This is a genomic window from Pseudomonas sp. XP2 (assembly GCF_053557975.1).
In genome coordinates this window covers 28,826-49,353 of sequence record NZ_JBNRIK010000013.1, presented here as the reverse complement: position 1 = coordinate 49,353, position 20,528 = coordinate 28,826, and the positions used below count along the sequence as shown (strand labels likewise).

The 20,528-nt window shown below is 63.6% G+C and carries 18 protein-coding genes; 4 read left to right on the top strand and 14 right to left on the bottom strand.

What is annotated here, in order from left to right:
- Nucleotides 1-10 precede the first annotated feature (10 nt).
- The 6 genes from ACK1VC_RS15550 to pmbA all read right to left on the bottom strand — a co-directional run bounded on the left by ACK1VC_RS15550 (nucleotide 11) and on the right by pmbA (nucleotide 5,278).
- On the bottom strand, nucleotides 11-904 hold the full coding sequence (locus ACK1VC_RS15550) for a ZIP family metal transporter (RefSeq protein WP_016485033.1): 894 nt from the start codon (nucleotides 902-904) through the stop codon (nucleotides 11-13).
- 11 nt (nucleotides 905-915) lie between these two features.
- The gene (locus ACK1VC_RS15545) at nucleotides 916-1,527 is read right to left on the bottom strand and encodes a superoxide dismutase (protein WP_023046948.1); all 612 of its coding nucleotides are present in this window, start codon (nucleotides 1,525-1,527) and stop codon (nucleotides 916-918) included.
- A gap of 1 nt (nucleotide 1,528) precedes the next feature.
- The gene (locus ACK1VC_RS15540; RefSeq protein WP_023046947.1) at nucleotides 1,529-1,990 is read right to left on the bottom strand and encodes a hypothetical protein; all 462 of its coding nucleotides are present in this window, start codon (nucleotides 1,988-1,990) and stop codon (nucleotides 1,529-1,531) included.
- Between the two features lie 45 nt (nucleotides 1,991-2,035).
- The gene (locus tag ACK1VC_RS15535) at nucleotides 2,036-3,412 is read right to left on the bottom strand and encodes a class II fumarate hydratase (protein ID WP_191087310.1); all 1,377 of its coding nucleotides are present in this window, start codon (nucleotides 3,410-3,412) and stop codon (nucleotides 2,036-2,038) included.
- Nucleotides 3,405-3,806: a hypothetical protein gene (locus ACK1VC_RS15530; protein WP_023046946.1), complete on the bottom strand. Its 402-nt coding sequence runs from the start codon at nucleotides 3,804-3,806 to the stop codon at nucleotides 3,405-3,407. The genes ACK1VC_RS15535 and ACK1VC_RS15530 overlap by 8 nt, the downstream gene beginning before the upstream one ends.
- Before the next feature lie 125 nt (nucleotides 3,807-3,931).
- Nucleotides 3,932-5,278 (bottom strand): metalloprotease PmbA, encoded by a 1,347-nt coding sequence (gene pmbA, locus ACK1VC_RS15525; protein ID WP_095115789.1) that lies wholly within the window; start codon nucleotides 5,276-5,278, stop codon nucleotides 3,932-3,934.
- 109 nt (nucleotides 5,279-5,387) lie between these two features.
- Between pmbA and yjgA the strand changes: the two genes are divergently transcribed.
- Nucleotides 5,388-5,909 carry a ribosome biogenesis factor YjgA gene (yjgA, locus tag ACK1VC_RS15520; protein ID WP_016485027.1) on the top strand — a complete coding sequence of 174 codons (522 nt, stop codon included), beginning with the start codon at nucleotides 5,388-5,390 and terminating at the stop codon, nucleotides 5,907-5,909.
- Nucleotides 5,910-6,033: 124 nt separating this feature from the next.
- Here yjgA and tldD read toward each other — a convergent pair whose 3' ends face one another.
- The 8 genes from tldD to mreB form a co-directional block, all read right to left on the bottom strand.
- Nucleotides 6,034-7,473, bottom strand: coding sequence for a metalloprotease TldD (gene tldD / locus ACK1VC_RS15515; RefSeq protein ID WP_016485026.1), 1,440 nt, complete (start codon nucleotides 7,471-7,473; stop codon nucleotides 6,034-6,036).
- A 2-nt stretch (nucleotides 7,474-7,475) separates the two neighbouring features.
- Nucleotides 7,476-8,327 (bottom strand): carbon-nitrogen hydrolase family protein, encoded by an 852-nt coding sequence (locus tag ACK1VC_RS15510; protein WP_060517611.1) that lies wholly within the window; start codon nucleotides 8,325-8,327, stop codon nucleotides 7,476-7,478.
- An 8-nt stretch (nucleotides 8,328-8,335) separates the two neighbouring features.
- A complete protein-coding gene (locus tag ACK1VC_RS15505; RefSeq protein ID WP_102689431.1) occupies nucleotides 8,336-12,157 on the bottom strand; it encodes a YhdP family protein in 3,822 nt (1,273 codons plus the stop codon).
- 82 nt (nucleotides 12,158-12,239) lie between these two features.
- Nucleotides 12,240-13,697 (bottom strand): ribonuclease G, encoded by a 1,458-nt coding sequence (gene rng, locus ACK1VC_RS15500; protein ID WP_016485023.1) that lies wholly within the window; start codon nucleotides 13,695-13,697, stop codon nucleotides 12,240-12,242.
- A gap of 54 nt (nucleotides 13,698-13,751) precedes the next feature.
- On the bottom strand, nucleotides 13,752-14,363 hold the full coding sequence (locus tag ACK1VC_RS15495; protein ID WP_016485022.1) for a Maf family protein: 612 nt from the start codon (nucleotides 14,361-14,363) through the stop codon (nucleotides 13,752-13,754).
- Between the two features lie 33 nt (nucleotides 14,364-14,396).
- Nucleotides 14,397-14,885 carry a rod shape-determining protein MreD gene (mreD, locus tag ACK1VC_RS15490; protein WP_191087308.1) on the bottom strand — a complete coding sequence of 163 codons (489 nt, stop codon included), beginning with the start codon at nucleotides 14,883-14,885 and terminating at the stop codon, nucleotides 14,397-14,399.
- Nucleotides 14,885-15,880 carry a rod shape-determining protein MreC gene (gene mreC / locus ACK1VC_RS15485; RefSeq protein ID WP_231995309.1) on the bottom strand — a complete coding sequence of 332 codons (996 nt, stop codon included), beginning with the start codon at nucleotides 15,878-15,880 and terminating at the stop codon, nucleotides 14,885-14,887. Before mreC ends, mreD begins: the two co-directional genes overlap by 1 nt.
- A 226-nt stretch (nucleotides 15,881-16,106) precedes the next feature.
- Nucleotides 16,107-17,144, bottom strand: coding sequence for a rod shape-determining protein MreB (gene mreB, locus ACK1VC_RS15480; RefSeq protein ID WP_003255163.1), 1,038 nt, complete (start codon nucleotides 17,142-17,144; stop codon nucleotides 16,107-16,109).
- Nucleotides 17,145-17,349: 205 nt separating this feature from the next.
- On the opposite strand from mreB, the gene gatC reads away from it, so the two are divergent.
- The 3 genes from gatC to gatB all read left to right on the top strand — a co-directional run.
- Nucleotides 17,350-17,637, top strand: coding sequence for an Asp-tRNA(Asn)/Glu-tRNA(Gln) amidotransferase subunit GatC (gatC, locus tag ACK1VC_RS15475; RefSeq protein ID WP_016485019.1), 288 nt, complete (start codon nucleotides 17,350-17,352; stop codon nucleotides 17,635-17,637).
- Nucleotides 17,638-17,652: 15 nt separating this feature from the next.
- Nucleotides 17,653-19,104, top strand: a complete 1,452-nt coding sequence (gene gatA / locus ACK1VC_RS15470; RefSeq protein WP_016485018.1) for an Asp-tRNA(Asn)/Glu-tRNA(Gln) amidotransferase subunit GatA — start codon at nucleotides 17,653-17,655, stop codon at nucleotides 19,102-19,104.
- 11 nt (nucleotides 19,105-19,115) lie between these two features.
- Nucleotides 19,116-20,528: Asp-tRNA(Asn)/Glu-tRNA(Gln) amidotransferase subunit GatB (gene gatB, locus ACK1VC_RS15465; RefSeq protein WP_449117981.1), on the top strand; the 1,413-nt coding region annotated here is incomplete at its 3' end.

The window sequence follows — 20,528 nt, the reverse complement described above, 5'->3', positions numbered from 1 at the left end:
TGATCATGAATCAGGACAGCGCGGTGTCCATCACCATCATCAGGCAAAACCCGATGCACAGCCCCAGGCTGGCCAGACGATGATGGCCGTTACTGCGCGATTCCGGGATGATCTCCTGGGTCACCACCAGCAGCATCGCCCCTGCCGCGCAGGCAAGGCCCAGCGGCAACAGCAGTTCGGCGATGTTCACCAACCAGGCACAGATCACTGCGGCCAGCGGCTCGACCAAGCCTGACGCAGCGCCAATCAGAAAAGCGTTGAAACGCGACATGCCCGCCCCGGCCAACACCAGCGCAATCACCAGTCCCTCGGGCACATCCTGCAACGCAATGCCCATGGCCAGGCTGTCGGCGTCGGCCATGCCCCCACCTGCCGACACACCGATGGCCATGCCTTCGGGGATGTTGTGCGCAACGATGGCAATGACAAACAGCCAGATACGCGCAGCAATCACCGGCTGGTTGCCAGTGCCGACCAGTGCTTCTGGCGAGGCGCCAGACACCTTGAGGTCAACCAGAAACAGGCACAGCGCACCGAACAACAAGCCAAAGCTGATCAGGCCACCGGCGGCCCATGGGCTGAAACCTACGGACCGGGCCGCGTCCAGGCCCGGAATGATCAGGGAAAATGCGGTGGCTGCCAGCATCACGCCTGCGCCGAAGCCCAGCAGCGTGTCGGCCAGCGCCACCGGCATGTTGCGAATGACCAGTACCGGTACCGCCCCCAGCGCCGTCCCCAGTGCGCATAATGCGCCGCCCTCCAGGGCGCGCAACATGCGTGGCTCCAGGTCCAGCCAGGCAAGGCCGCGCGCGACCAGCAGCGCGGTGCCGGTCAGCAACAGCAAAGTCCCAAGCGCCAGACGAAACAGGCGCACACTGCTGACAGACATCACTTCAGAGCGCATACCGGTCCGGCTCACTTCAGGGCTTCAACATAACGACGTTCCACTTCCGCCCAGTCAATGACGTTGTAGAAAGCACCGATGTATTCCGGACGACGGTTCTGATACTTCAGGTAATAGGCATGCTCCCACACGTCCAGACCAAGAACTGGCGTATTGCCGTGCATCAGCGGGCTGTCCTGGTTACCGCTGCTTTCCACCACCAGGGTTTTCTGCGGCGTCACGCTGAGCCACGCCCAGCCACTGCCGAAACGGGTCAGCGCCGCTTTGGTGAAGGCGTCCTTGAAGGCGTCGAAACCGCCCAGTTGCGACGAGATGGCCTGCGCCAGCTGGCCCTGCGGCTCGCCGCCCCCCTGCGGTGACATTACGGTCCAGAACAGGCTGTGGTTGGCGTGGCCGCCGCCATGGTTGGTCACCGCACCCCGCAGGTTTTCCGGCAGTTGCTTGACCGCACCGACCAGCTTTTCCACGGGCCACTCGGCCCACTCGGTGCCTTCGATGGCGGCATTGAGGCCATTGACGTAGGTCTGATGGTGCTTGCTGTGGTGGATCTCCATGGTCTGGGCGTCGATGTGCGGCTCCAGTGCATCGTAGGCGTAAGGCAAAGCAGGCAAGGTATGGGGCATGTCAGTGAATTCCGTAGGCATGGGTTCTGGGCGCCACGTCCGGCCGGGCAGCGATCTCGCTGCCCCCGGCATTGTGGCGGTGGAGCAGGCGCTCGGTACGTGGGTACTGACCGTACTCGGCGATGAAGCTCAGCAGTTCGGTATAGGTTCTCCCACTGTGGCGCAGGGCCGCGTCACGCAGAGCCTGGGGCAAACGCGCCTCCTGGCTGGCCTGCAGCAGCCGCTGGTGGGCGGCGCACAGGTAGTCGGCGCTTTCGTGCGGCTGATTCAGGCGCAGGTGCAGGTCAGCCAGGTTGTGGTGGGCGATGACCAACGCGGCCACCGCTTCGTCAACGTCATGCCAGCGCTCGAACAGCACCTGTGCCAGCGCCAGTGCCTGCAGGTAATGTTCCCGGGCGTCTACCAGCTCGCCTTGGTCGAACAGGCGGTTGGCTGTTTCGGTCGTGCGTTTCCAGTGCTGCATGGCATTGCTACTCCGCGCTGATGGCGCTAAGGCGGTGACGCAGGGTCAGATACCGCCGGCAGTGAGCTTTTCCGGGTCCAGCAGCGCTTGCAGCTGGTCACGCGAAAGATCGGTGTGCGCCAACGCCACCTCGATGATCGGGCGGCCCTGCTTGTAGGCGGTCTTGGCGATTTCGGCGGCCTTGAGGTAACCAATGATCGGGTTCAGCGCAGTGACCAGGATCGGGTTGCGCGCCAGGGCTTCCTTGAGCTTGTCCTCGTTGACCTTGAAGCTGGCGATGGCCTTGTCGGCCAGCAAGCGGCTGACGTTGGCCATCAGCTCGATGCTCTCCAACAGGTTGCGGGCGATCACCGGCAGCATCACGTTCAGCTCGAAATTGCCGGACTGGCCAGCAACAGCGATGGTCGCGTCGTTACCGATCACTTGGGCAGCAACCATGGCAGTGGCCTCCGGGATCACCGGGTTGACCTTACCAGGCATGATCGAAGAGCCCGGCTGCAAGCCTTGCAGCTCGATTTCGCCCAGGCCGGCCAGTGGGCCGGAGTTCATCCAGCGCAGGTCGTTGGCGATCTTCATCAGTGCCACGGCCGTGGTCTTGAGCTGGCCAGACAGCGCCACGGCGGTGTCCTGCGAGCCGATCAGGGCGAACAGGTTCTGCCCCGGGGTAAACTCGACCTGGGTCAGGCCGCTGAGCTGCCGGGCAAAGCCGGCAGCGAACTGAGGGTGGGCATTGATGCCGGTACCCACGGCGGTACCGCCCTGGGCCAGCGCCTGCAGGCTTGGCAAGGTGGCTTCGATGTGCCCCTTGGCACCGTTGATCTGCGCCGCCCAGCCGTCCAGCACTTGGCTCATGCGTACCGGCATGGCGTCCATCAAGTGGGTGCGACCCGTTTTCACACACTGATGCACTTGCGCCGACTTGGTCTCGATCACCTGTACCAGGTGGCTCAGCGCCGGCAGCAGTTGCTCGTGCAAGGCCAGTGCAGCACTGACATGAATGGTGGTGGGGATGATGTCGTTGCTGCTCTGGCCACAGTTGACGTGGTCGTTGGCGTTGACAGCGTCACCCAGCACGCGGCTGGCCAAGGTGGCAATCACCTCGTTGGCGTTCATGTTCGAGCTTGTGCCAGAGCCGGTCTGGAACACATCCACCGGGAAGTGCTGGATGAAGTCCTCCGCCAAGAGTTGCTCGACAGCCTTGACGATGGCCTGGCCCTGCGCCGCAGACAGTTGTTCCAGCTCGACGTTGGCCTTGGCGGCGGCAGCCTTGGCCAGCAACAGGGCACGAATGAACTGGGCCGGCATGCGCAGGCCACTGACCGGGAAGTTGTCGACCGCGCGCTGGGTCTGTGCACCGTACAAGGCCTTGGCCGGCACCTGCAGTTCACCCATGCTGTCACGCTCGATACGGGTATCACTCATCATCAAATCCTTGCATCAATTCATCGGGAGAAATGGAGGGCAGCAGACGGCAATTGGCCAACTGCAGGGCGTAGGGCTGCCAGCGCTGGTTTTCTTCGTGGCGATCGAGGTTGCGCAACACCAGCAGGGGGCGCCAGGCCTGATCCAGGCACAGGCAACGCCAGTGCCAGGGCAGCATGCGGTCGCAGGCGGTATCCAGCAGCAGGCGGAAGGAGGTCAATGCCACCGTCCATGGCGAGGTCTCGGTGCAGCACACCAGATAGCGGCCTTCGGCCAGGTAATGCTCGATCAGGCGCGGCTCGTCGGGCTCGAGCGCACAGCGAATGCGCCGGCTGAGCCAGCGCCAGTTTTCCAGGTAGGGGAGTTCGCGCAGGACGGGTTTCATGAACATCATCGCCGGGTTACTGGATAATGATATTCATTATTAAGTGATAAACAGAATCACTTCAAGGGAAAGGTGATGAAAAAAACCCGGCGCAGGGGCCGGGTTTTCAGTGACATTGAAATTTCTGCTAAAGATCAGCTACCCGCAACAGTCATCCGCTCAATCAATACCGAGCCCGTATGGATATTGCTACGGGTTTCAAGATCGCTACCAATCGCGACAATCTGCTGGAACATATCCTTCATATTGCCGGCAATGGTCACTTCCTGTACAGCGTGCTGAATCTCGCCATTTTCGACCCAGAAGCCTGCCGCACCACGGGAGTAATCACCCGTCACCATGTTAAGGCCATGCCCCATCAATTCGGTCACCAGCAGCCCGCGGCCCATACGGCGGATCAGTGCGGCCTGGTCTTCGACACCGTGAGTGACGAACAGATTGTGCACACCACCGGAGTTGGCTGTGCTTGGCAAGCCCAGCTTACGCCCGGAATAGGTACCCAGCAGGTAAGACACCAGCTCGCCCTTGTCGACGAACGGCTTGGCATAGGTCGCCAGGCCATCACCGTCAAACGCCGCGCTGCCCAGTGCCCGTGGAATGTGAGGGCGCTCGTCGAGGGTCAGCCAGGTGGGGAACAGGCGTTGACCAATGGTGCCTTCAAGGAACGACGACTTGCGGTAGAGATTGCCGCCGGAAATGGCCGAGAGGAAGCTGCCGAACAGGCCACCCGCCAGTTCGGCGGAAAACAGCACCGGTACTTCGCAAGTCGGTACCGGACGCGCGCCCAAGCGGCTGGCTGCGCGCTGGGCCGCGCGTACGCCGATGCTGCGCGGGTCGGCCAGCAGGTTGCCCTGGCGGTTCACGTCGTACCAGTAGTCACGCTGCATCTGGCCGTCGCCTTCAGCGATCATCACACAGCTCAGGCTGTGCCGGGTCGAAGCATAACTGCCAATGAAGCCATGGCTGTTGCCATACACGCGGCAGCCCTGGTGGGTATTGAGTGTGGTGCCGTCGGCGTTGAGGATGCGCGGGTCCTCATCGAACGCCGCCGCTTCGCAGGCCAGGGCCATCTCGATGGCCCTTTCGGGCTCGATAGCCCAGTCGTGATAGAGGTCCAGGTCCGGGATTTCACGGGCCATCAGCGCCGCGTCGGCCAGGCCGGAGCAATCGTCCTCGGACGTATGTTTGGCAATGGCCAAGGCTGCCGCAACGGTCTCACGGATCGCCTCCGGGCCACTGGCCGAGGTGCTGGCCGAGCCTTTGCGCTGGCCAACATAAAGGGTGATACCAAAGCCCTGGTCGCGGTTGAACTCAACTGTTTCAACCTCGCGCTGGCGTACTGTGGTGGACAGGCCCTGCTCCAGCGATACCGCCACTTCGCAGGCGCTGGCCCCCTGGCGGCGCGCCTCGGCAATGATTGCCTCGACCTGCTCCTGCAATGCTGGCAGGTCTTTCGGACCTACGCTCTGGACTGCACTCATGGTTCTCTCCACTCAAATTCTGCGTACGGCTTGGGGTCATTCTACGACCGGGCCGGACAAGCGGCCCCCGACTGGTTATCATGGCGGCGATTTCTAGCGGACTGCCACCATGGTTGATTCAAACAACGACGCCTTCGACGGCGAAAAAAGCAAAACCCAGATCAAGCGCGAACTGCATGAGCTGGTCGAACTCGGCGAGCGCCTTACCACGCTCAAAGCCGATACCCTGGCCCGCCTGCCGTTGACCGACGAGCTGCGCAAGGCCCTGGCCGAGGCCAGCAAGCACACCGCTCATGGCGCCCGCAAACGCCATATGTCGTTTGTCGGCAAGCTGATGCGCGTGCAGGACCTGGATGCCATCCACGCCTTGCTTGAGCAGATGGACAGCTCGACCCGCCAGTACAACGAGCGCTTCCACGGCCTGGAGCGCTGGCGCGACCGGTTGATCGACGGCAACGACGAAGACCTTGAGCGCTTCGTCAACGAGTACCCCGACACCGACCGCCAGCAGCTGCGCTCGCTGGTGCGCCATGCCCAGCACGAGAAGGCCCGCAACAAGCCGCCTGCCGCCGCACGCAAGGTGTTCAAGTACATCCGCGACCTCGACGAGCTGCAACGCGGCTTGCGCTGACGGATTGCTCTGGGGCCCTGTGGGAGCTGGCTTGCCCCGCGAACACCGGCAAAGCCGGTGTCAGCCACCATTATGTGGCCTTCTTCGCGGGGCAAGCCCGCTCCCACAAAAGCCCCCGAAGCTATCAAGCCCCGGTCCCACCCACGGTAATCGCATCCAGCTTCAAGGTAGGCTGCCCTACCCCGACCGGCACCGACTGCCCGTCCTTGCCGCACGTCCCTACTCCGCTGTCCAGCGCCAGGTCGTTACCGACCATCGACACCCGGCTCATCGCCTCCGGCCCATTGCCGATCAGGGTCGCGCCCTTCACCGGGGCGGTAATCTTGCCGTCTTCGATCAGGTAGGCCTCACTGGTCGAAAACACGAACTTGCCACTGGTGATGTCCACCTGACCACCACCCAGGCTGGCGCAGTAGATACCTTTTTTCACCGACGCGATGATTTCCTGAGGGTCGCTTTGCCCTGCTCGCATGTAGGTGTTGGTCATGCGCGGCATCGGCAGGTGCGCGTAGGATTCACGGCGGCCGTTGCCGGTGACCGCCATACCCATCAGGCGTGCGTTGAGCTTGTCCTGCATGTAACCCTTGAGCACACCGTTCTCGATCAGCGTGGTGCATTCGGTCGGGGTGCCCTCATCATCTACGCTCAGCGAGCCACGGCGGCCTTCGAGCGTGCCATCGTCAACGATGGTGCACAGGCTCGATGCCACTTTCTCGCCAATGCGGCCGCTGAACGCCGAACTGCCCTTGCGGTTGAAGTCACCTTCCAGGCCATGGCCCACCGCCTCGTGCAGCAACACGCCCGACCAGCCCGAACCCAGCACCACCGGCAAGGTGCCGGCAGGTGCCGGGATCGCCTCCAGGTTCACCAGCGCCTGGCGCAATGCCTCGCGGGCATAGCCCATCACCCGTTCCTCGGTGAAGAAGCGGTAGTCGGTACGCCCGCCACCGCCCTGCCCGCCGCGCTCGCGGCGGCCGTTCTGCTCGACGATGACGCTGACGTTGAAGCGCACCAACGGGCGCACGTCGGCGGCCAGGCTGCCATCGGCCGCAGCGATCAGGATGCGCTCCCAGACCCCGGCCATGCTTACGCTGACCTGCTGGATGCGCGGGTCCAGGGCGCGGGTGGCAGCATCGACACGCTTGAGCAGCTCAACCTTCTCGGCACGGCTCAGTACATCCAGCGGGTTGTCTGCGCCATACAGGGCGGTCACTTCCTGGCTGCGGAAGGCCTGGACCGTGCCGTTCTGCCCGGCCCGGGAAATGGAACGGGCGGCGCGTGCAGCCGAGGTCAACGCCTCGAGGTTGATCGCATTGCTATAGGCGAAGCCGGTCTTTTCACCGGACTGGGCACGTACGCCCACGCCCTGGTCCAGGTTGAAGCTGCCCTCTTTGACGATGCCGTCTTCCAGTGCCCAGGTTTCCGAGATCTGACCCTGGAAATACAGGTCGGCGGCGTCGATGCCGGGGCCGGCCAACTCACCCAGCACGCTCTGCAGGCTGTCCAGGGTCAAGCCGCCTGGGGCCAGGAGCTGCTCGCTGACGGTGGATAACATCTGGCTCATAGTCACTCCGAGGTATGCGCAGGTCGCAACGCGCCCTGCGAGAAAAAGCGCCGGTGCGTTACCACCGGCATGCGCGCCCGGATGGACGCTTGTTCATCAATGTTGCGCTCGGCAAGCAGCACCGCTTCGCCTTGCGCCTGCTCTACGACGATGCGCCCCCAAGGGTCGACGATCGCCGCATGGCCATGGGTTTCCCGTGGGCCTGGGTGGGTGCCGCCCTGTGCAGCAGCCAGCAGGTAACACTGGGTTTCGATCGCGCGGGCGCGTATCAGCACTTCCCAATGTGCCGCGCCTGTAACGGCAGTAAAAGCCGCTGGTGCAGTGATCAGTTCGGCGCCGGCGGCGCGCAGTGCGCTGTACAGCTCGGGGAATCGCAAGTCGTAGCATACGCTCAGCCCCAACCGCCCAACCGGCGTGTCCGCCACGACCACCTGGGTGCCATGGGCGTAGTCATCCGACTCACGGTACCGACCGCGGTTGTCGACAACGTCCACGTCGAACAGGTGCAGCTTGTCATACCGTGCCGCCACCTCGCCGTGCTCGTCGATCAGCAGCGAGCAGGCATGAGCCTTGGCCTCGGGCTGGCCGACCGGCGGCAAGGGCAAAGTACCGGCGACAATCCATAACTTGAGGTCGCGGGCGGTGCGTTTCAACCATGGCAGGATCGGCCCTTCACCCAATGCTTCGGCGCGACCGATGGCAGCGGCGTCCTTGCGGCCCATGGCGGCGAAGTTTTCCGGCAGCACCGCCAGCCGAGCGCCGCCAAAGGCGGCCTGCTCCAACAGAACACCGGCACGCTGCAGGTTGGCCAGCACATCATCCTGGCTGACCATCTGGATTACCGCTGCCTTCATGGGCACTCCTAGCGGGATTTCTCGAAAGGTTTCACAAATGTGATTCTAGGCTCTTTCCACGGCCCTTCTACACGGTAGTGCACGCTGGCAAAGCGCGAGACACGGTCACCGATCAACCGGTCGACCAGGAACAGCGCGCCGCCCACGGCCGGCGCGCCGATAATCAGTGCCGCCAGCGGCAGGTTGTTGGTGACCGGCAAGCTCACCTGCAGGTTGGCATCGACCCGGTCGCGTACCATGTCCAGCGTGCCCTCCAGTTCGAAGTTGCTCGACGGGCCAGTCACACTGATCGGCTCGCGGGTCACATAGACACCATCACTGGCCACCAGCAGGCCTTTGACCCGGTCATAGGCCAGGCCCTTTTCGAACAAGTCGGAGAAGTCCAGGCGCAGACGCCGGCCGATGGAGTTGAAGTTGAGCAGGCCGAACACGCGCAGTGCCTGTGCGCCGCCCTCGACTTCAACGAACTGGCCGGTGCGCAGTGCTGCGTCCATGCTGCCAGAGAACCGCTTCAGGCCCACCGCAGCAGGCGACCCGGGCCAGCGGCCGTCCACATCCAGGCGGAAGTCACGGCTGGTCACGGTAGGGGCGAAGCCCCAGGCTTTGAGCACATCCCCCAGGTTCTTGCCGTCCAGGCGCCCTTTGTACCAACTGCTGGTACGGCCTTGCGCGCCCTCCCAGCCACCACCACCGTCGATGCGCAGCCCTTTGAAGTCAAGGTCGATGTCGCTGGCGGTCACGCCGCGCGTTGTCGGTCGCAATTTGATCGCCGCGCTGCCGAACAGGTCGTCGCCGCGGTAGAGCTTGTCGATGCTCAGGTCCAGCGCCGGCACCTTGCGCGGGTCGAACGAGGCCAAGGGGTCCGGGCCGTCTTCGGCCTCAGCCTGGGCAGGGTCGGCAGCGGGCAGACGCAGCGTCTGCATGCGCACGACCATGGGCGCACCCTTGGCATCCGGCACCCGAGCGTTGCCAATCACTTCCCTGCTGTCGAGGCGCAGGTCCCAGGCCGCACCGCCACGGGCCATGCGTACCACGGCCTGGTTCAGGTCCATGCCGAAGGCCTTCAGCTGACCAATGCTCAAGTCGACACTTTGCAGGTTCTGTCGCGCGCTCCCCCCCGGGTCGTCGCCAGCAAGACGGGCCGCCTGTTCCTGCCAGGGTGCCAGGTCCAGCGACTCCAGGCGACCGCGCACGCGCAAGCCCTGGCCAGCGGGCAGCTGGGCGTCACCGGTGCCAAGCAACAACTCACCACGGCCCTGGGCCAGCTTGTCGGCCGGTGCGGCGTAGGCAAAGCGTGCAAGGTCGGTGTACGCCGCATCGAAACGCCGCTCCTGGCCCTGCAGGCTCATACTGAACCGGCTGTCGCGAGAGTCTGCAGCAGCTTTGCCGAAGGGTACCGGCAGGTCGATGGCCAAGCCCTTGAGGGTGGAGTTGACGCTCAGCCGGTTATCCCGGCTACCCAGGCTGAGCTGCAACTGGTAAGGGATGTCGCCGGATGCTGGCAAGGCCTGCTTGAACTGCAGCCAGTCGGTCAGTGCCTTCAGCGATACCTGGCCATTGGCGTCGATGCGCGTCTGCATCTGCCCCGGCTGGCCTTCGGCGGTAATTTGCGCCGTCACCGGCTTGCCGAACGCCTGCAGGCTGATGCCCTTGCCACTCAGACCCTTGTCAAAATCGAAGCTGAAGTCACCCTTCAAGCGGCTCAATTCCAGGCTCGGCGGGGCCACTTTCAGGCGCGCATCGCGGGTGGCGAAGTCCACCTGGACCTTCGGCCGCTCTCCGTGGGCCAGCGGGATGTCGAGCTTGAGCTTGCCCTGCAACGGCCCTTCGCCCTCCCAGCCGGCGAAGATCTCGCCCGTGCCGATCGGCGCTTCCTTGAGTATTTTCAGGCCATCGCCCAGGCTGCCGTCGAAGTCGCCATCCAGGTAAAGACGGCTGTGCTGGTCACCCTCGACATGCGGAATATCGACGCTGACATCACTCACCTTGGTGTCGAGCAACACGCCACGCTGAGCCTTGATGCGCACCCCGCTGTCTTCGATGAACACATCGCCATCGACGTGCTGCACCTGCGGCCAGCCAGGCTGGAAGTCCAAGGCTGCGTCTCGCACCTTGAAAAACAGGCTGATGCTGCGAGCCTCTGGCGCGGCGCCGTGGTTCAGCGAGCCCTGGTACTGGAAGTAGCCTTCATCCACCGTGCCTTTGACGATGGCGCTGCGCAGCCATTCGTCGAGGGCCGGGCTTAGCACTTCAGGCAGGTACTTGGCGGTGTAGCGGCCATCGCCCTCGGTCAGGCCGACACGCAGGTCCATGTAGTCCTCGCGGCCTTCTTCGAACAACAGGCGAATAAGGAAGTCACCGGCAATCTTGCCCTCCTCGCCCAGTACCTTGAGGTAAGGCGCAACGAGGGTAAAGCCTTCCTTGTCCAGCGCCCAGGTCAGGCGCGCATTGGCTTGCTGGTAGTGCCACGGTTTGGCGAAGATCGGGTACAGGTGCAGCATGAACGCATCGGTATCCAGGCGCAGTTCACCATGCCCCAGGTCGCCGCTGATGCTGCCACTGACGTTACCGGCCGCCGGGGCACCGTGGTATGCATTGAAACCGATCTTCTCCAGGTTGGCGTCGAACAGAAGGCGTTGGTCACCCTCGGCCTTGGGCCGGGCCTCCAGCCGTACATTGCGCAACGCGCCGGTTACCTTCAGGCCATCGACCACGGCCATGACATTGTCAGGCAGCGGTGCCAGCGCGTCGATCAGCGGGGTCAAGGGCGTAAGGTGGAGCCGGTCGGCCTGCAGCTTCCAGCTTTCATCGGCAGCGTTCTCGCCAGGGCGCTGCTGCAACTGCAGGTGCGACTCCCAACGGGTCTTGCCGATGTCCATGGCCAGGGAGTCGACAACTACATCAAAGCCTTGAGCCTGACGCTGGAACCAGGCGCCCAAGGCCAGGTTGTTCAGTGTCGCGGCCTTGCGCCCGGCATAACCGCCCTGCAGCTCTGGTGCGTTGAGCCGCACCACTGCCTGCTGCAATTGCCCTTTGCGCCAGTCGACCCAGAACTCGCCGCCCGCTCGCAGCGTGTCGGCATGCCACTGCCCCAGCAGCCGCGGGGGCAACCATCGCGCCCAGTCACTCTGCGGGAGGCTCAGGTAAGCATTTACCTGCCCGTCACGCCAGGCCTCGGCCGACATACGGCTACGCAGGTTCAGCGCCAAGGGCTGGCCATCGGGCAGGGTTGCACGCAGGTTCACAACCTGGCGCGAAGCACCTGCCTGCAGCCCGGCACTCACATACGTCAGGGTAAGCGGGTCACGCTGCCACGGGTGCAAAGTGACCTGGCTGTCGAACACATCAATGCGGCCCAACTGGCGAAGGCGCTGCAGCAGTTCGGCGGGATCAAGTGGCGCATCGTCCTTCTTCGGCAGGCCTTCAAGGTGCCAGGCACCCTGCTCGTTCTCGCGCAGGATCAGTTGCAGGCCGCCCAGCTGTATTCGCGCCAAACGCACTTCGCGGGCAGTGAGGCTGGCCCAGACATCGGGAACCACCTTTACCTCGTCCAGGCGCAGCGCCGTTGCACCTTCACCCAGTTGCAGGTCACGTACCCGCAACACCGGCGCCAGGCCGCTCCAGCGCCCTTCCAGGGCACCGACATGCACCGGCAGGCCCAATGCCTCTTCGGCTTTGCGCTCCACATCGGCACGGTACTCGGCCACCAGCGGCACCAACTCGCGGCCGAGGCTGACATACAGCGCCACCAATACCGCCAGCAGGGCGCAAAAGCCCAGCCCCCAGCGGGTCAAGGCGACAAGAACGCGGGTCAGACGTCCCATGGCCATGGCCCTCCAAGTCGTTTATCCATGATGGCCGGTAGTGGCGATTTTGCCAGCCCGGCCATCCAGCGGCGCGTTCGAGAAGACCTCAGAGCAGCACCACGTCGTATTGTTCCTGCGAATACATCGACTCGACCTGGAAGCGAATGGTTCGACCGATAAAGGCTTCCAGTTCTGCCACGTTGCCGGACTCCTCATCCAGCAGGCGGTCGACCACCTTCTGGTTGGCCAGCACGCGGTAGCCCTCGGCCTGATAGGCACGGGCCTCGCGCAGGATCTCGCGGAAAATTTCGTAACAGATGGTCTCGGGGGTTTTCAGCTTGCCACGGCCCTGGCAGGCCAGGCACGGCTCGCACAACACCTGCTCCAGGCTTTCACGGGTGCGCTTGCGGGTCATCTGCACCAGGCCCAGTTCGGTGATGCCGATGATGTTGGTCTTTGCGTGGTCCCGTTCCAGCTGCTTTTCCAGTGTGCGCAGCACCTGGCGCTGGTGTTCTTCATCTTCCATGTCGATGAAGTCGATGATGATGATGCCGCCGATATTGCGCAGGCGCAGTTGCCGGGCGATGGCGGTGGCAGCCTCCAGGTTGGTCTTGAAGATGGTCTCTTCAAGGTTGCGATGGCCAACGAATGCACCGGTATTCACGTCAATGGTGGTCATCGCTTCGGCCGGATCGACCACCAGGTAGCCGCCGGACTTGAGCGGGACCTTGCGCTCCAGCGCGCGCTGGATTTCATCTTCGACACCATACAAGTCAAAGATGGGCCGTTCACCAGGGTAGTGTTCAAGGCGGTCGGCGATCTCCGGCATCAGTTCGCCGACAAACTGCGTGGTCTTCTGGAAGGTTTCACGCGAGTCGATGCGGATCTTCTCGATCTTCGGGTTGACCAGGTCACGCAGGGTACGCAGGGCGAGGCCAAGGTCCTCGTAGATGACCATGGGGGCGCCGCAGGTCTTGATCTGCGAGCCAATCTGCTCCCACAGGCGACGCAGGTACCGGATGTCCTGCAAGATCTCTTCGGCACGCGCGCCTTCGGCGGCGGTGCGCAGGATGAAGCCGCCGGCATCCTTGATGTTTTCGCTTTCCATACAGTTGCTGACCACCTGCTTCAGGCGGTCCCGCTCGGCTTCGTCTTCGATCTTGAGCGAAATGCCGACATGACTGCTGCGCGGCATGTACACCAGGTAGCGCGAAGGGATCGACAGCTGGGTGGTCAGGCGCGCACCTTTGGTACCGATCGGGTCCTTGGTCACCTGCACCACAAGGGCCTGCCCTTCATGCACCAGTGCAGTGATGGTCTCGACTGCCGAGCCTTCACGCTGGGAGATCTCCGAGGCATGGATGAACGCGGCACGCTCCAGGCCGATGTCGACGAAGGCCGCCTGCATGCCCGGCAGCACACGCACCACCTTGCCCTTGTAGATATTGCCGACGATGCCACGGCGCTGGGTGCGCTCGACGTGCACTTCCTGCAGTACCCCGTTTTCCACCACCGCCACGCGTGACTCCATCGGGGTGATGTTGATCAGGATCTCTTCACTCATGGCCGGCTCTCGTCAAAGGTCTTTTGTAATGATGGATGGCGTACGCCGTGCTGGCTACCGCGGGTTTGTTACCTCTGGCGTATGCACGGGCGATTGCCAACAGGCGATACCAAACGTGCCAAGCAACTCGGCCGTCTCACTGAGGGGCAGGCCTACCACGGCCGAATAACTGCCGCCAAGGCCGGTGACGAACACTGCGCCCAGGCCCTGGATGGCGTAGCCACCTGCCTTGTCCACAGGCTCACCGCTGGCCCAGTAGCGTTGCGCTTCATCGGCGCTGATGGCCCGGAAGCGCACCTTGCTGGTGACGCACAGGCTTTGCGTAAGCAGCCCATTGCTGAGGGCAACCGCAGTCAATACCTGGTGCTCGCGGCCCGACAGGTCGGCCAGCATGGCCAGGGCCTCTTCGCGGTTTTCCGGCTTGCCCAGAATACGCCCGTCGAGCACTACGGCAGTGTCTGCCCCCAGCACCACTGCCGGGCCCTCGACACGGGCCAGACCGGCAGCAGCCTTGGCCCGGGCCAGGCGCTCAACGTAGGCCGGGGCGTTTTCACCGGGCAGCGGGGTTTCATCGATGGGCGCACTGACGACAGTGAAGGGCACACCGATCTGGGTCAGCAATTCGCGACGGCGGGGCGAGCCAGAGGCCAGGTATAGCGGGTTCATGCAGACATCTCCCTGTCAGTTGCGGCGTCGCCGTCAGTTGATATGCAAGCGTCGGCGCAGGTCGCGCAGGGCGAAACTGACCCATGGCCAGAGCAAGGCACTGATAACCGCCGACCAGACCAGCGCCAGGGTCGGCAGTCGGTTGCCGGTCAGCGCGCTGAGCCACAACTGGATGAGTTGGGCAATGCCGAATATGACCAGGATCACCAGGCTCTGCTGCCACATGGGGAACATGCGCAGGCGCTGCTGCAGGGACAGCACCAGGAAGGTGATGAGGGTGAGGATCAATGCGTTCTGCCCCAGCAGAGTACCGTATAACACGTCCTCGGCCAGGCCCAGCACGAATGCCGTGGTCATACCGACCTTGCCCGGCACCGCCAGGGTCCAGAACGACACCAGCAAAGCCAGCCACATGGGGCGGAACACTTCCATGAACTGCGGCATGGGCGAGACGCTGAGCAGCAGGCCGATGGCGAAAGTCAGCCAGATGACCCAGCCGTTGTTGCGGCGTGAAGCAGCCATCATTGTCTCCGGGTGTTAGCGGGTGCGGCAGGCGCTGCGGCAGGCGTGGCAGGGGTAGCTGCCGGGGCTGCTGGCTGGGCGGCCGGCGCTGCGGGTGTGGCTGGCGCCACAGGCGTATTGCTGGCCGGTGTGCCCTGCTCACCTGTGCTGGCCGGTTGGCCGAGGGCCGAGGTGCCCTTGCGGTCCGCCTCTTCCTGGGCGATGGCGGCGTCGGTAGCGCGCTGCTCCGGGGTACGCCGGTCACTGAATACCAGCAGCATGTAGCGGCTGCGGTTGAGCGCGGCGGTGGGGATGGCGCGCACGATGGCGAAAGGCTGCCCGGAATCGTGGATCACCTCGTTGACCGTCGCCACCGGGTAGCCGGCCGGGAACCGTTGGCCCATGCCGGAGCTGACCAACAGGTCGCCTTCCTTCACGTCGGCGGTATCGGCCACATGGCGCAGTTCAAGGCGCTCCGGGTTACCGGTACCACTGGCGATGGCACGCAGGCCGTTGCGGTTGACCTGCACCGGGATGCTATGGGTGGTATCGGTCAGCAGCAGCACCCGCGAGGTGTAGGGCATCAGCTCGACTACCTGGCCCATCAGGCCGCGCGCATCGAGTACCGGCTGGCCAAGGAACACACCGTCACGCTCGCCCTTGTTGATCAGTATGCGGTGGGTGAACGGGTTGGGGTCGACACCGATCAGCTCGGCCACTTCGACTTTTTCGTTGACCAGCGCCGAAGAGTTCAGCAATTCACGCAGGCGCACGTTCTGCTCGGTCAGGGCTGCCAGCTTCTGCAGGCGCCCCTGCAACAGCAGCGCTTCGGTCTTGAGCTTTTCGTTTTCGGCAATCAACTCGGTGCGGCTGCCGAACTGGCCGGCCACGCCTTGCCACGCACGTTGCGGCAGGTCGGTGATCCAGTACGACTCCATCAGCACCAGCCCCATCTGGCTGCGCACGGGCTTGAGCACGTCAAAGCGCGCGTCGACAACCATCAACGCGACCGACATTACCACCAGAACGAGCAGGCGAACGCCCAGCGAAGGGCCCTTGGAGAAAAGCGGTTTAATGGGCCGTTCCTCGTGGACGACTCAGGAGGTCATTGGACATGGGACAACGCACCAGCCTGGTTGCGGGTTGACGGATACGGCGCCCTTAACGGGCGCCAGCCCAGCACATACAGGTAGCACTGTGCGTAGTACCTGTAAACCGGGCGCTCGTGAACAGCGAGTGGGATCACTCGCTGGAGAGCAGGTCCATCGCGTGCTTGTCCATCATCTCCAGGGCGCGACCGCCGCCACGGGCGACACAGGTCAGCGGGTCCTCGGCGACGATTACCGGCAGGCCGGTTTCCTGGGCCAGCAGTTTGTCGAGGTCGCGCAGCAGCGCACCACCACCGGTCAGCACCAGGCCACGTTCGGCGATGTCCGAAGCCAGTTCGGGCGGCGATTGCTCCAGGGCGCTCTTCACGGCCTGGACAATGGTCGCCAGCGATTCCTGCAACGCTTCGAGCACTTCGTTGGAGTTAAGGGTGAAGGCACGCGGTACGCCCTCGGCCAGGTTGCGGCCACGCACATCGACTTCGCGTACCTCGCCGCCCGGGTAGGCGGTACCGATTTCCTGCTTGATGCGCTCGGCAGTGGACTCGCCGATCAGGCTGCCGTAGTTGCGGCGCACGTAGGTGACGATGGCCTCGTCAAAGCGGTCGCCGCCAACGCGGACGGATTCGGCATAGACCACGCCGTTCAGGGAGATCAGCGCGATTTCAGTGGTACCACCACCGATATCGACGACCATCGAACCGCGGGCCTCTTCAACCGGCAAGCCAGCACCGATGGCAGCAGCCATCGGTTCTTCGATCAGGAACACTTCACGGGCACCGGCACCCAGGGCCGACTCGCGAATGGCGCGGCGCTCTACCTGGGTCGACTTGCACGGTACGCAGATCAGCACGCGCGGGCTTGGCTGCAGGAAGCTGTTCTCGTGAACCTTGTTGATAAAATACTGCAACATTTTTTCGCAAACGCTGAAGTCGGCGATGACGCCGTCCTTCATCGGACGAATGGCAGCAATGTTGCCAGGCGTACGGCCCAGCATGCGTTTGGCTTCGGTACCGACGGCGACGACGCTTTTCTGATTGCCATGGGTACGGATGGCAACAACCGAGGGCTCATTCAGGACGATACCGCGCTCACGCACGTAAATAAGGGTGTTGGCAGTACCCAGGTCGATGGAAAGATCGCTGGAAAACATGCCACGCAGTTTCTTGAACATGGGAAAGTGACCCTGGGGAAAGCGTGGGTAAAAAAGTGCGGCAAACTCTAACAATGGCAGGGATTTTGGGCAAGGAGCCAATATGTTAAATTGGCTGTTTTTCCGAGCACGCCAGCCGATGATCGCGGCCGTTGGACCGCCAGAAAGCTGACATGTTCCTCACCGCGGACCCAAATTCCGTTCTTTGTTTCCCTTGGAGATCCTCATGGCGCTTGAACGCTGCGACGTGGAAAAGATCGCCCATCTGGCCCGTCTGGGGCTGAATGATGGCGAACTGCCACGCATTACCGAAGCCCTGAACAGCATCCTCGGGCTGGTCGACCAGATGCAAGCGGTCGATACCACTGGCATCGAGCCCCTGGCCCACCCGCTGGAAGCCAGCCAGCGCCTGCGCCCCGACCAGGTCACCGAAAGCAACCAGCGCGATGCCTACCAGGCTATCGCGCCCTCGACCGAAAGCGGTCTGTACCTGGTTCCCAAAGTCATCGAGTAAGGGATAGAGCCTGCCATGCATCAATTGACCCTGGCCGAGATCGCCCGCGGACTCGCCGACAAGTCGTTTTCCTCCGAAGAGCTGACTGGCGCCCTGTTGGCGCGCGTCAAGCAACTCGACCCGCAGATCAACAGCTTCATCAGCGTCACCGAAGACCTGGCCCTGGGCCAGGCGCGTGCCGCCGACGCCCGTCGCGCCGCAGGCGAAACCGGCGCGCTGCTGGGTGCGCCCATCGCCCACAAGGACCTGTTCTGCACCAACGGCGTACGCACCAGTTGCGGCTCGAAGATGCTCGACAACTTCAAGGCACCCTACGACGCCACCGTGGTCGCCAAGCTGGCTGAAGCCGGCATGGTCACCCTGGGCAAAACCAACATGGACGAGTTCGCCATGGGTTCGGCCAACGAATCCAGCCACTACGGCGCGGTGAAAAACCCATGGAACCTCGAACACGTCCCGGGCGGTTCGTCGGGCGGTTCGGCCGCTGCCGTGGCCGCGCGCCTGCTGCCAGCCACCACCGGCACTGACACCGGCGGTTCGATCCGCCAGCCGGCAGCACTGACCAACCTCACCGGCCTCAAGCCGACGTACGGTCGTGTGTCGCGCTGGGGCATGATCGCCTACGCCTCCAGCCTCGACCAGGGCGGCCCGCTGGCCCGCACCGCCGAAGACTGCGCCCTGCTGCTGCAAGGCATGGCCGGTTTCGACGCCAAGGACTCCACCAGCATCGAAGAGCCGGTGCCGGACTACAGCGCCAACCTGAACGCTTCGCTGCAGGGCCTGCGCATCGGCCTGCCAAAAGAGTACTTCGGGGCCGGCCTCGATCCACGTATCGCCGAGCTGGTCCAGGCCAGCGTCAAAGAGCTGGAAAAGCTCGGCGCGGTGGTCAAGGAAATCAGCCTGCCGAACATGCAGCACGCCATCCCGGCCTACTACGTGATCGCTCCGGCGGAGGCCTCATCCAACCTGTCGCGCTTCGACGGCGTGCGCTTCGGTTACCGCTGCGAAGCGCCGAAAGACCTCACCGACCTGTACAAGCGGTCCCGTGGCGAAGGCTTCGGCATTGAAGTGCAGCGCCGCATCATGGTCGGCACCTACGCCCTGTCGGCCGGCTACTACGACGCCTACTACGTGAAGGCGCAGCAGATCCGCCGCCTGATCAAGAACGACTTCATGGCCGCCTTCAACGATGTCGACCTGATCCTCGGCCCGACCACGCCAAACCCGGCCTGGAAGCTTGGCGCCAAGAGCAGCGACCCGGTCGCCGCCTACCTCGAAGACGTCTACACCATCACCGCCAACCTGGCGGGCCTGCCGGGCCTGTCGATGCCGGCTGGCTTCGTCGACGGCCTGCCGGTCGGCGTGCAGCTGCTGGCGCCGTATTTCCAGGAAGGCCGCCTGCTCAACGTCGCGCACCGCTACCAGCAAGTGACCGACTGGCACACCCGTGCCCCCAACGGCTTCTGAGGAGTTCACACATGCAATGGGAAGTTGTGATCGGGCTTGAAATCCACACTCAGCTCGCCACCCAGTCGAAGATCTTCTCCGGCAGCGCCACCACCTTCGGCTCCGAGCCGAACACCCAGGCCAGCCTGGTAGACCTGGGCATGCCCGGCGTACTGCCGGTGCTGAACCAGGAAGCCGTGCGCATGGCGTGCATGTTCGGCCTGGCCATCGATGCCGAAATCGGCAAGCGCAACGTGTTCGCGCGCAAGAACTACTTCTACCCGGACTTGCCCAAGGGGTACCAGATCAGCCAGATGGACCTGCCGATCGTCGGCAAGGGCCACCTGGATATCGCCCTGGAAGACGGCACCATCAAGCGTATCGGGGTCACCCGCGCGCACCTGGAAGAAGACGCCGGCAAAAGCCTGCACGAAGACTTCAGCGGCTCCACCGGCATCGACCTTAACCGTGCCGGCACCCCGCTGCTGGAAATCGTCTCCGAGCCTGACATGCGCAGCGCCAAGGAAGCCGTGGCCTACGTCAAGGCGATCCACGCACTGGTGCGCTACCTGGGCATCTGCGACGGCAACATGGCCGAAGGCTCGCTGCGCTGCGACTGCAACGTGTCGATTCGTCCGAAGGGTCAAGCCGAGTTCGGCACCCGCTGCGAGATCAAGAACGTCAACTCGTTCCGCTTCATCGAGCGCGCGATCAACAGCGAAATCCAGCGCCAGATCGACCTGATCGAAGACGGCGGCAAGGTGGTGCAGGAAACTCGCCTGTACGACCCGAACAAAGATGAAACCCGCTCCATGCGCAGCAAGGAGGAAGCCAACGACTACCGTTACTTCCCCGACCCGGACCTGCTGCCGGTGGTGATCGAGGACAGCTTCCTCGAAACCATCCGCGCCGGCCTGCCGGAGCTGCCGCCGCAGAAGGTCGAACGCTTCCAGCGCCAGTATGGCCTGTCGGCCTACGACGCCAACGTGCTGGCTTCGAGCCGCGAACAGGCGGACTACTTCGAGGAAGTGGTAAAAATCGGTGGCGACGCCAAGCTGGCGGCCAACTGGGTCATGGTCGAGCTGGGCAGCCTGCTCAACAAGCTGGGCATCGAGATCGACCAGGCACCGGTCAGCGCCGCGCACCTGGGTGGCATGCTGCTGCGCATCCGCGACAACACCATCAGCGGCAAGATCGCCAAGACCGTATTCGAGGCGATGGCTGCCGGTGAAGGCGATGCCGACAGCATCATCGAAAGCAAAGGCCTGAAGCAGGTGACCGACACCGGTGCCATCGACAAGATGCTGGACGAGATGCTGGCGGCCAACGCCGAGCAGGTCGAACAGTACCGTGCGGCCGACGAGGCCAAGCGTGGCAAGATGTTCGGCTTCTTTGTCGGCCAGGCGATGAAAGCCTCCAAAGGCAAGGCCAACCCGGGGCAGGTG

Excerpts from the sequence above, each read along its gene's own strand:
- mreC (WP_231995309.1), bottom strand. The coding sequence starts at position 15,880 with ATGTCGGTCGCGTTGATGGTTGTCGACGCGCGCTTTGACGTGCTCAAG.
- tldD (WP_016485026.1), bottom strand. The coding sequence starts at position 7,473 with ATGAGCCAGATGTTATCCACCGTCAGCGAGCAGCTCCTGGCCCCAGGC.
- ACK1VC_RS15550 (WP_016485033.1), bottom strand. The coding sequence starts at position 904 with ATGCGCTCTGAAGTGATGTCTGTCAGCAGTGTGCGCCTGTTTCGTCTG.
- gatA (WP_016485018.1), top strand. The coding sequence starts at position 17,653 with ATGCATCAATTGACCCTGGCCGAGATCGCCCGCGGACTCGCCGACAAG.
- ACK1VC_RS15495 (WP_016485022.1), bottom strand. The coding sequence starts at position 14,363 with ATGAACCCGCTATACCTGGCCTCTGGCTCGCCCCGCCGTCGCGAATTG.
- ACK1VC_RS15505 (WP_102689431.1), bottom strand. The coding sequence starts at position 12,157 with ATGGCCATGGGACGTCTGACCCGCGTTCTTGTCGCCTTGACCCGCTGG.
- ACK1VC_RS15535 (WP_191087310.1), bottom strand. The coding sequence starts at position 3,412 with ATGAGTGATACCCGTATCGAGCGTGACAGCATGGGTGAACTGCAGGTG.
- ACK1VC_RS15530 (WP_023046946.1), bottom strand. The coding sequence starts at position 3,806 with ATGATGTTCATGAAACCCGTCCTGCGCGAACTCCCCTACCTGGAAAAC.
- yjgA (WP_016485027.1), top strand. The coding sequence starts at position 5,388 with ATGGTTGATTCAAACAACGACGCCTTCGACGGCGAAAAAAGCAAAACC.
- mreD (WP_191087308.1), bottom strand. The coding sequence starts at position 14,885 with ATGGCTGCTTCACGCCGCAACAACGGCTGGGTCATCTGGCTGACTTTC.
- pmbA (WP_095115789.1), bottom strand. The coding sequence starts at position 5,278 with ATGAGTGCAGTCCAGAGCGTAGGTCCGAAAGACCTGCCAGCATTGCAG.
- ACK1VC_RS15545 (WP_023046948.1), bottom strand. The coding sequence starts at position 1,527 with ATGCCCCATACCTTGCCTGCTTTGCCTTACGCCTACGATGCACTGGAG.
- ACK1VC_RS15540 (WP_023046947.1), bottom strand. The coding sequence starts at position 1,990 with ATGCAGCACTGGAAACGCACGACCGAAACAGCCAACCGCCTGTTCGAC.
- ACK1VC_RS15510 (WP_060517611.1), bottom strand. The coding sequence starts at position 8,327 with ATGAAGGCAGCGGTAATCCAGATGGTCAGCCAGGATGATGTGCTGGCC.
- mreB (WP_003255163.1), bottom strand. The coding sequence starts at position 17,144 with ATGTTCAAGAAACTGCGTGGCATGTTTTCCAGCGATCTTTCCATCGAC.
- gatC (WP_016485019.1), top strand. The coding sequence starts at position 17,350 with ATGGCGCTTGAACGCTGCGACGTGGAAAAGATCGCCCATCTGGCCCGT.
- rng (WP_016485023.1), bottom strand. The coding sequence starts at position 13,697 with ATGAGTGAAGAGATCCTGATCAACATCACCCCGATGGAGTCACGCGTG.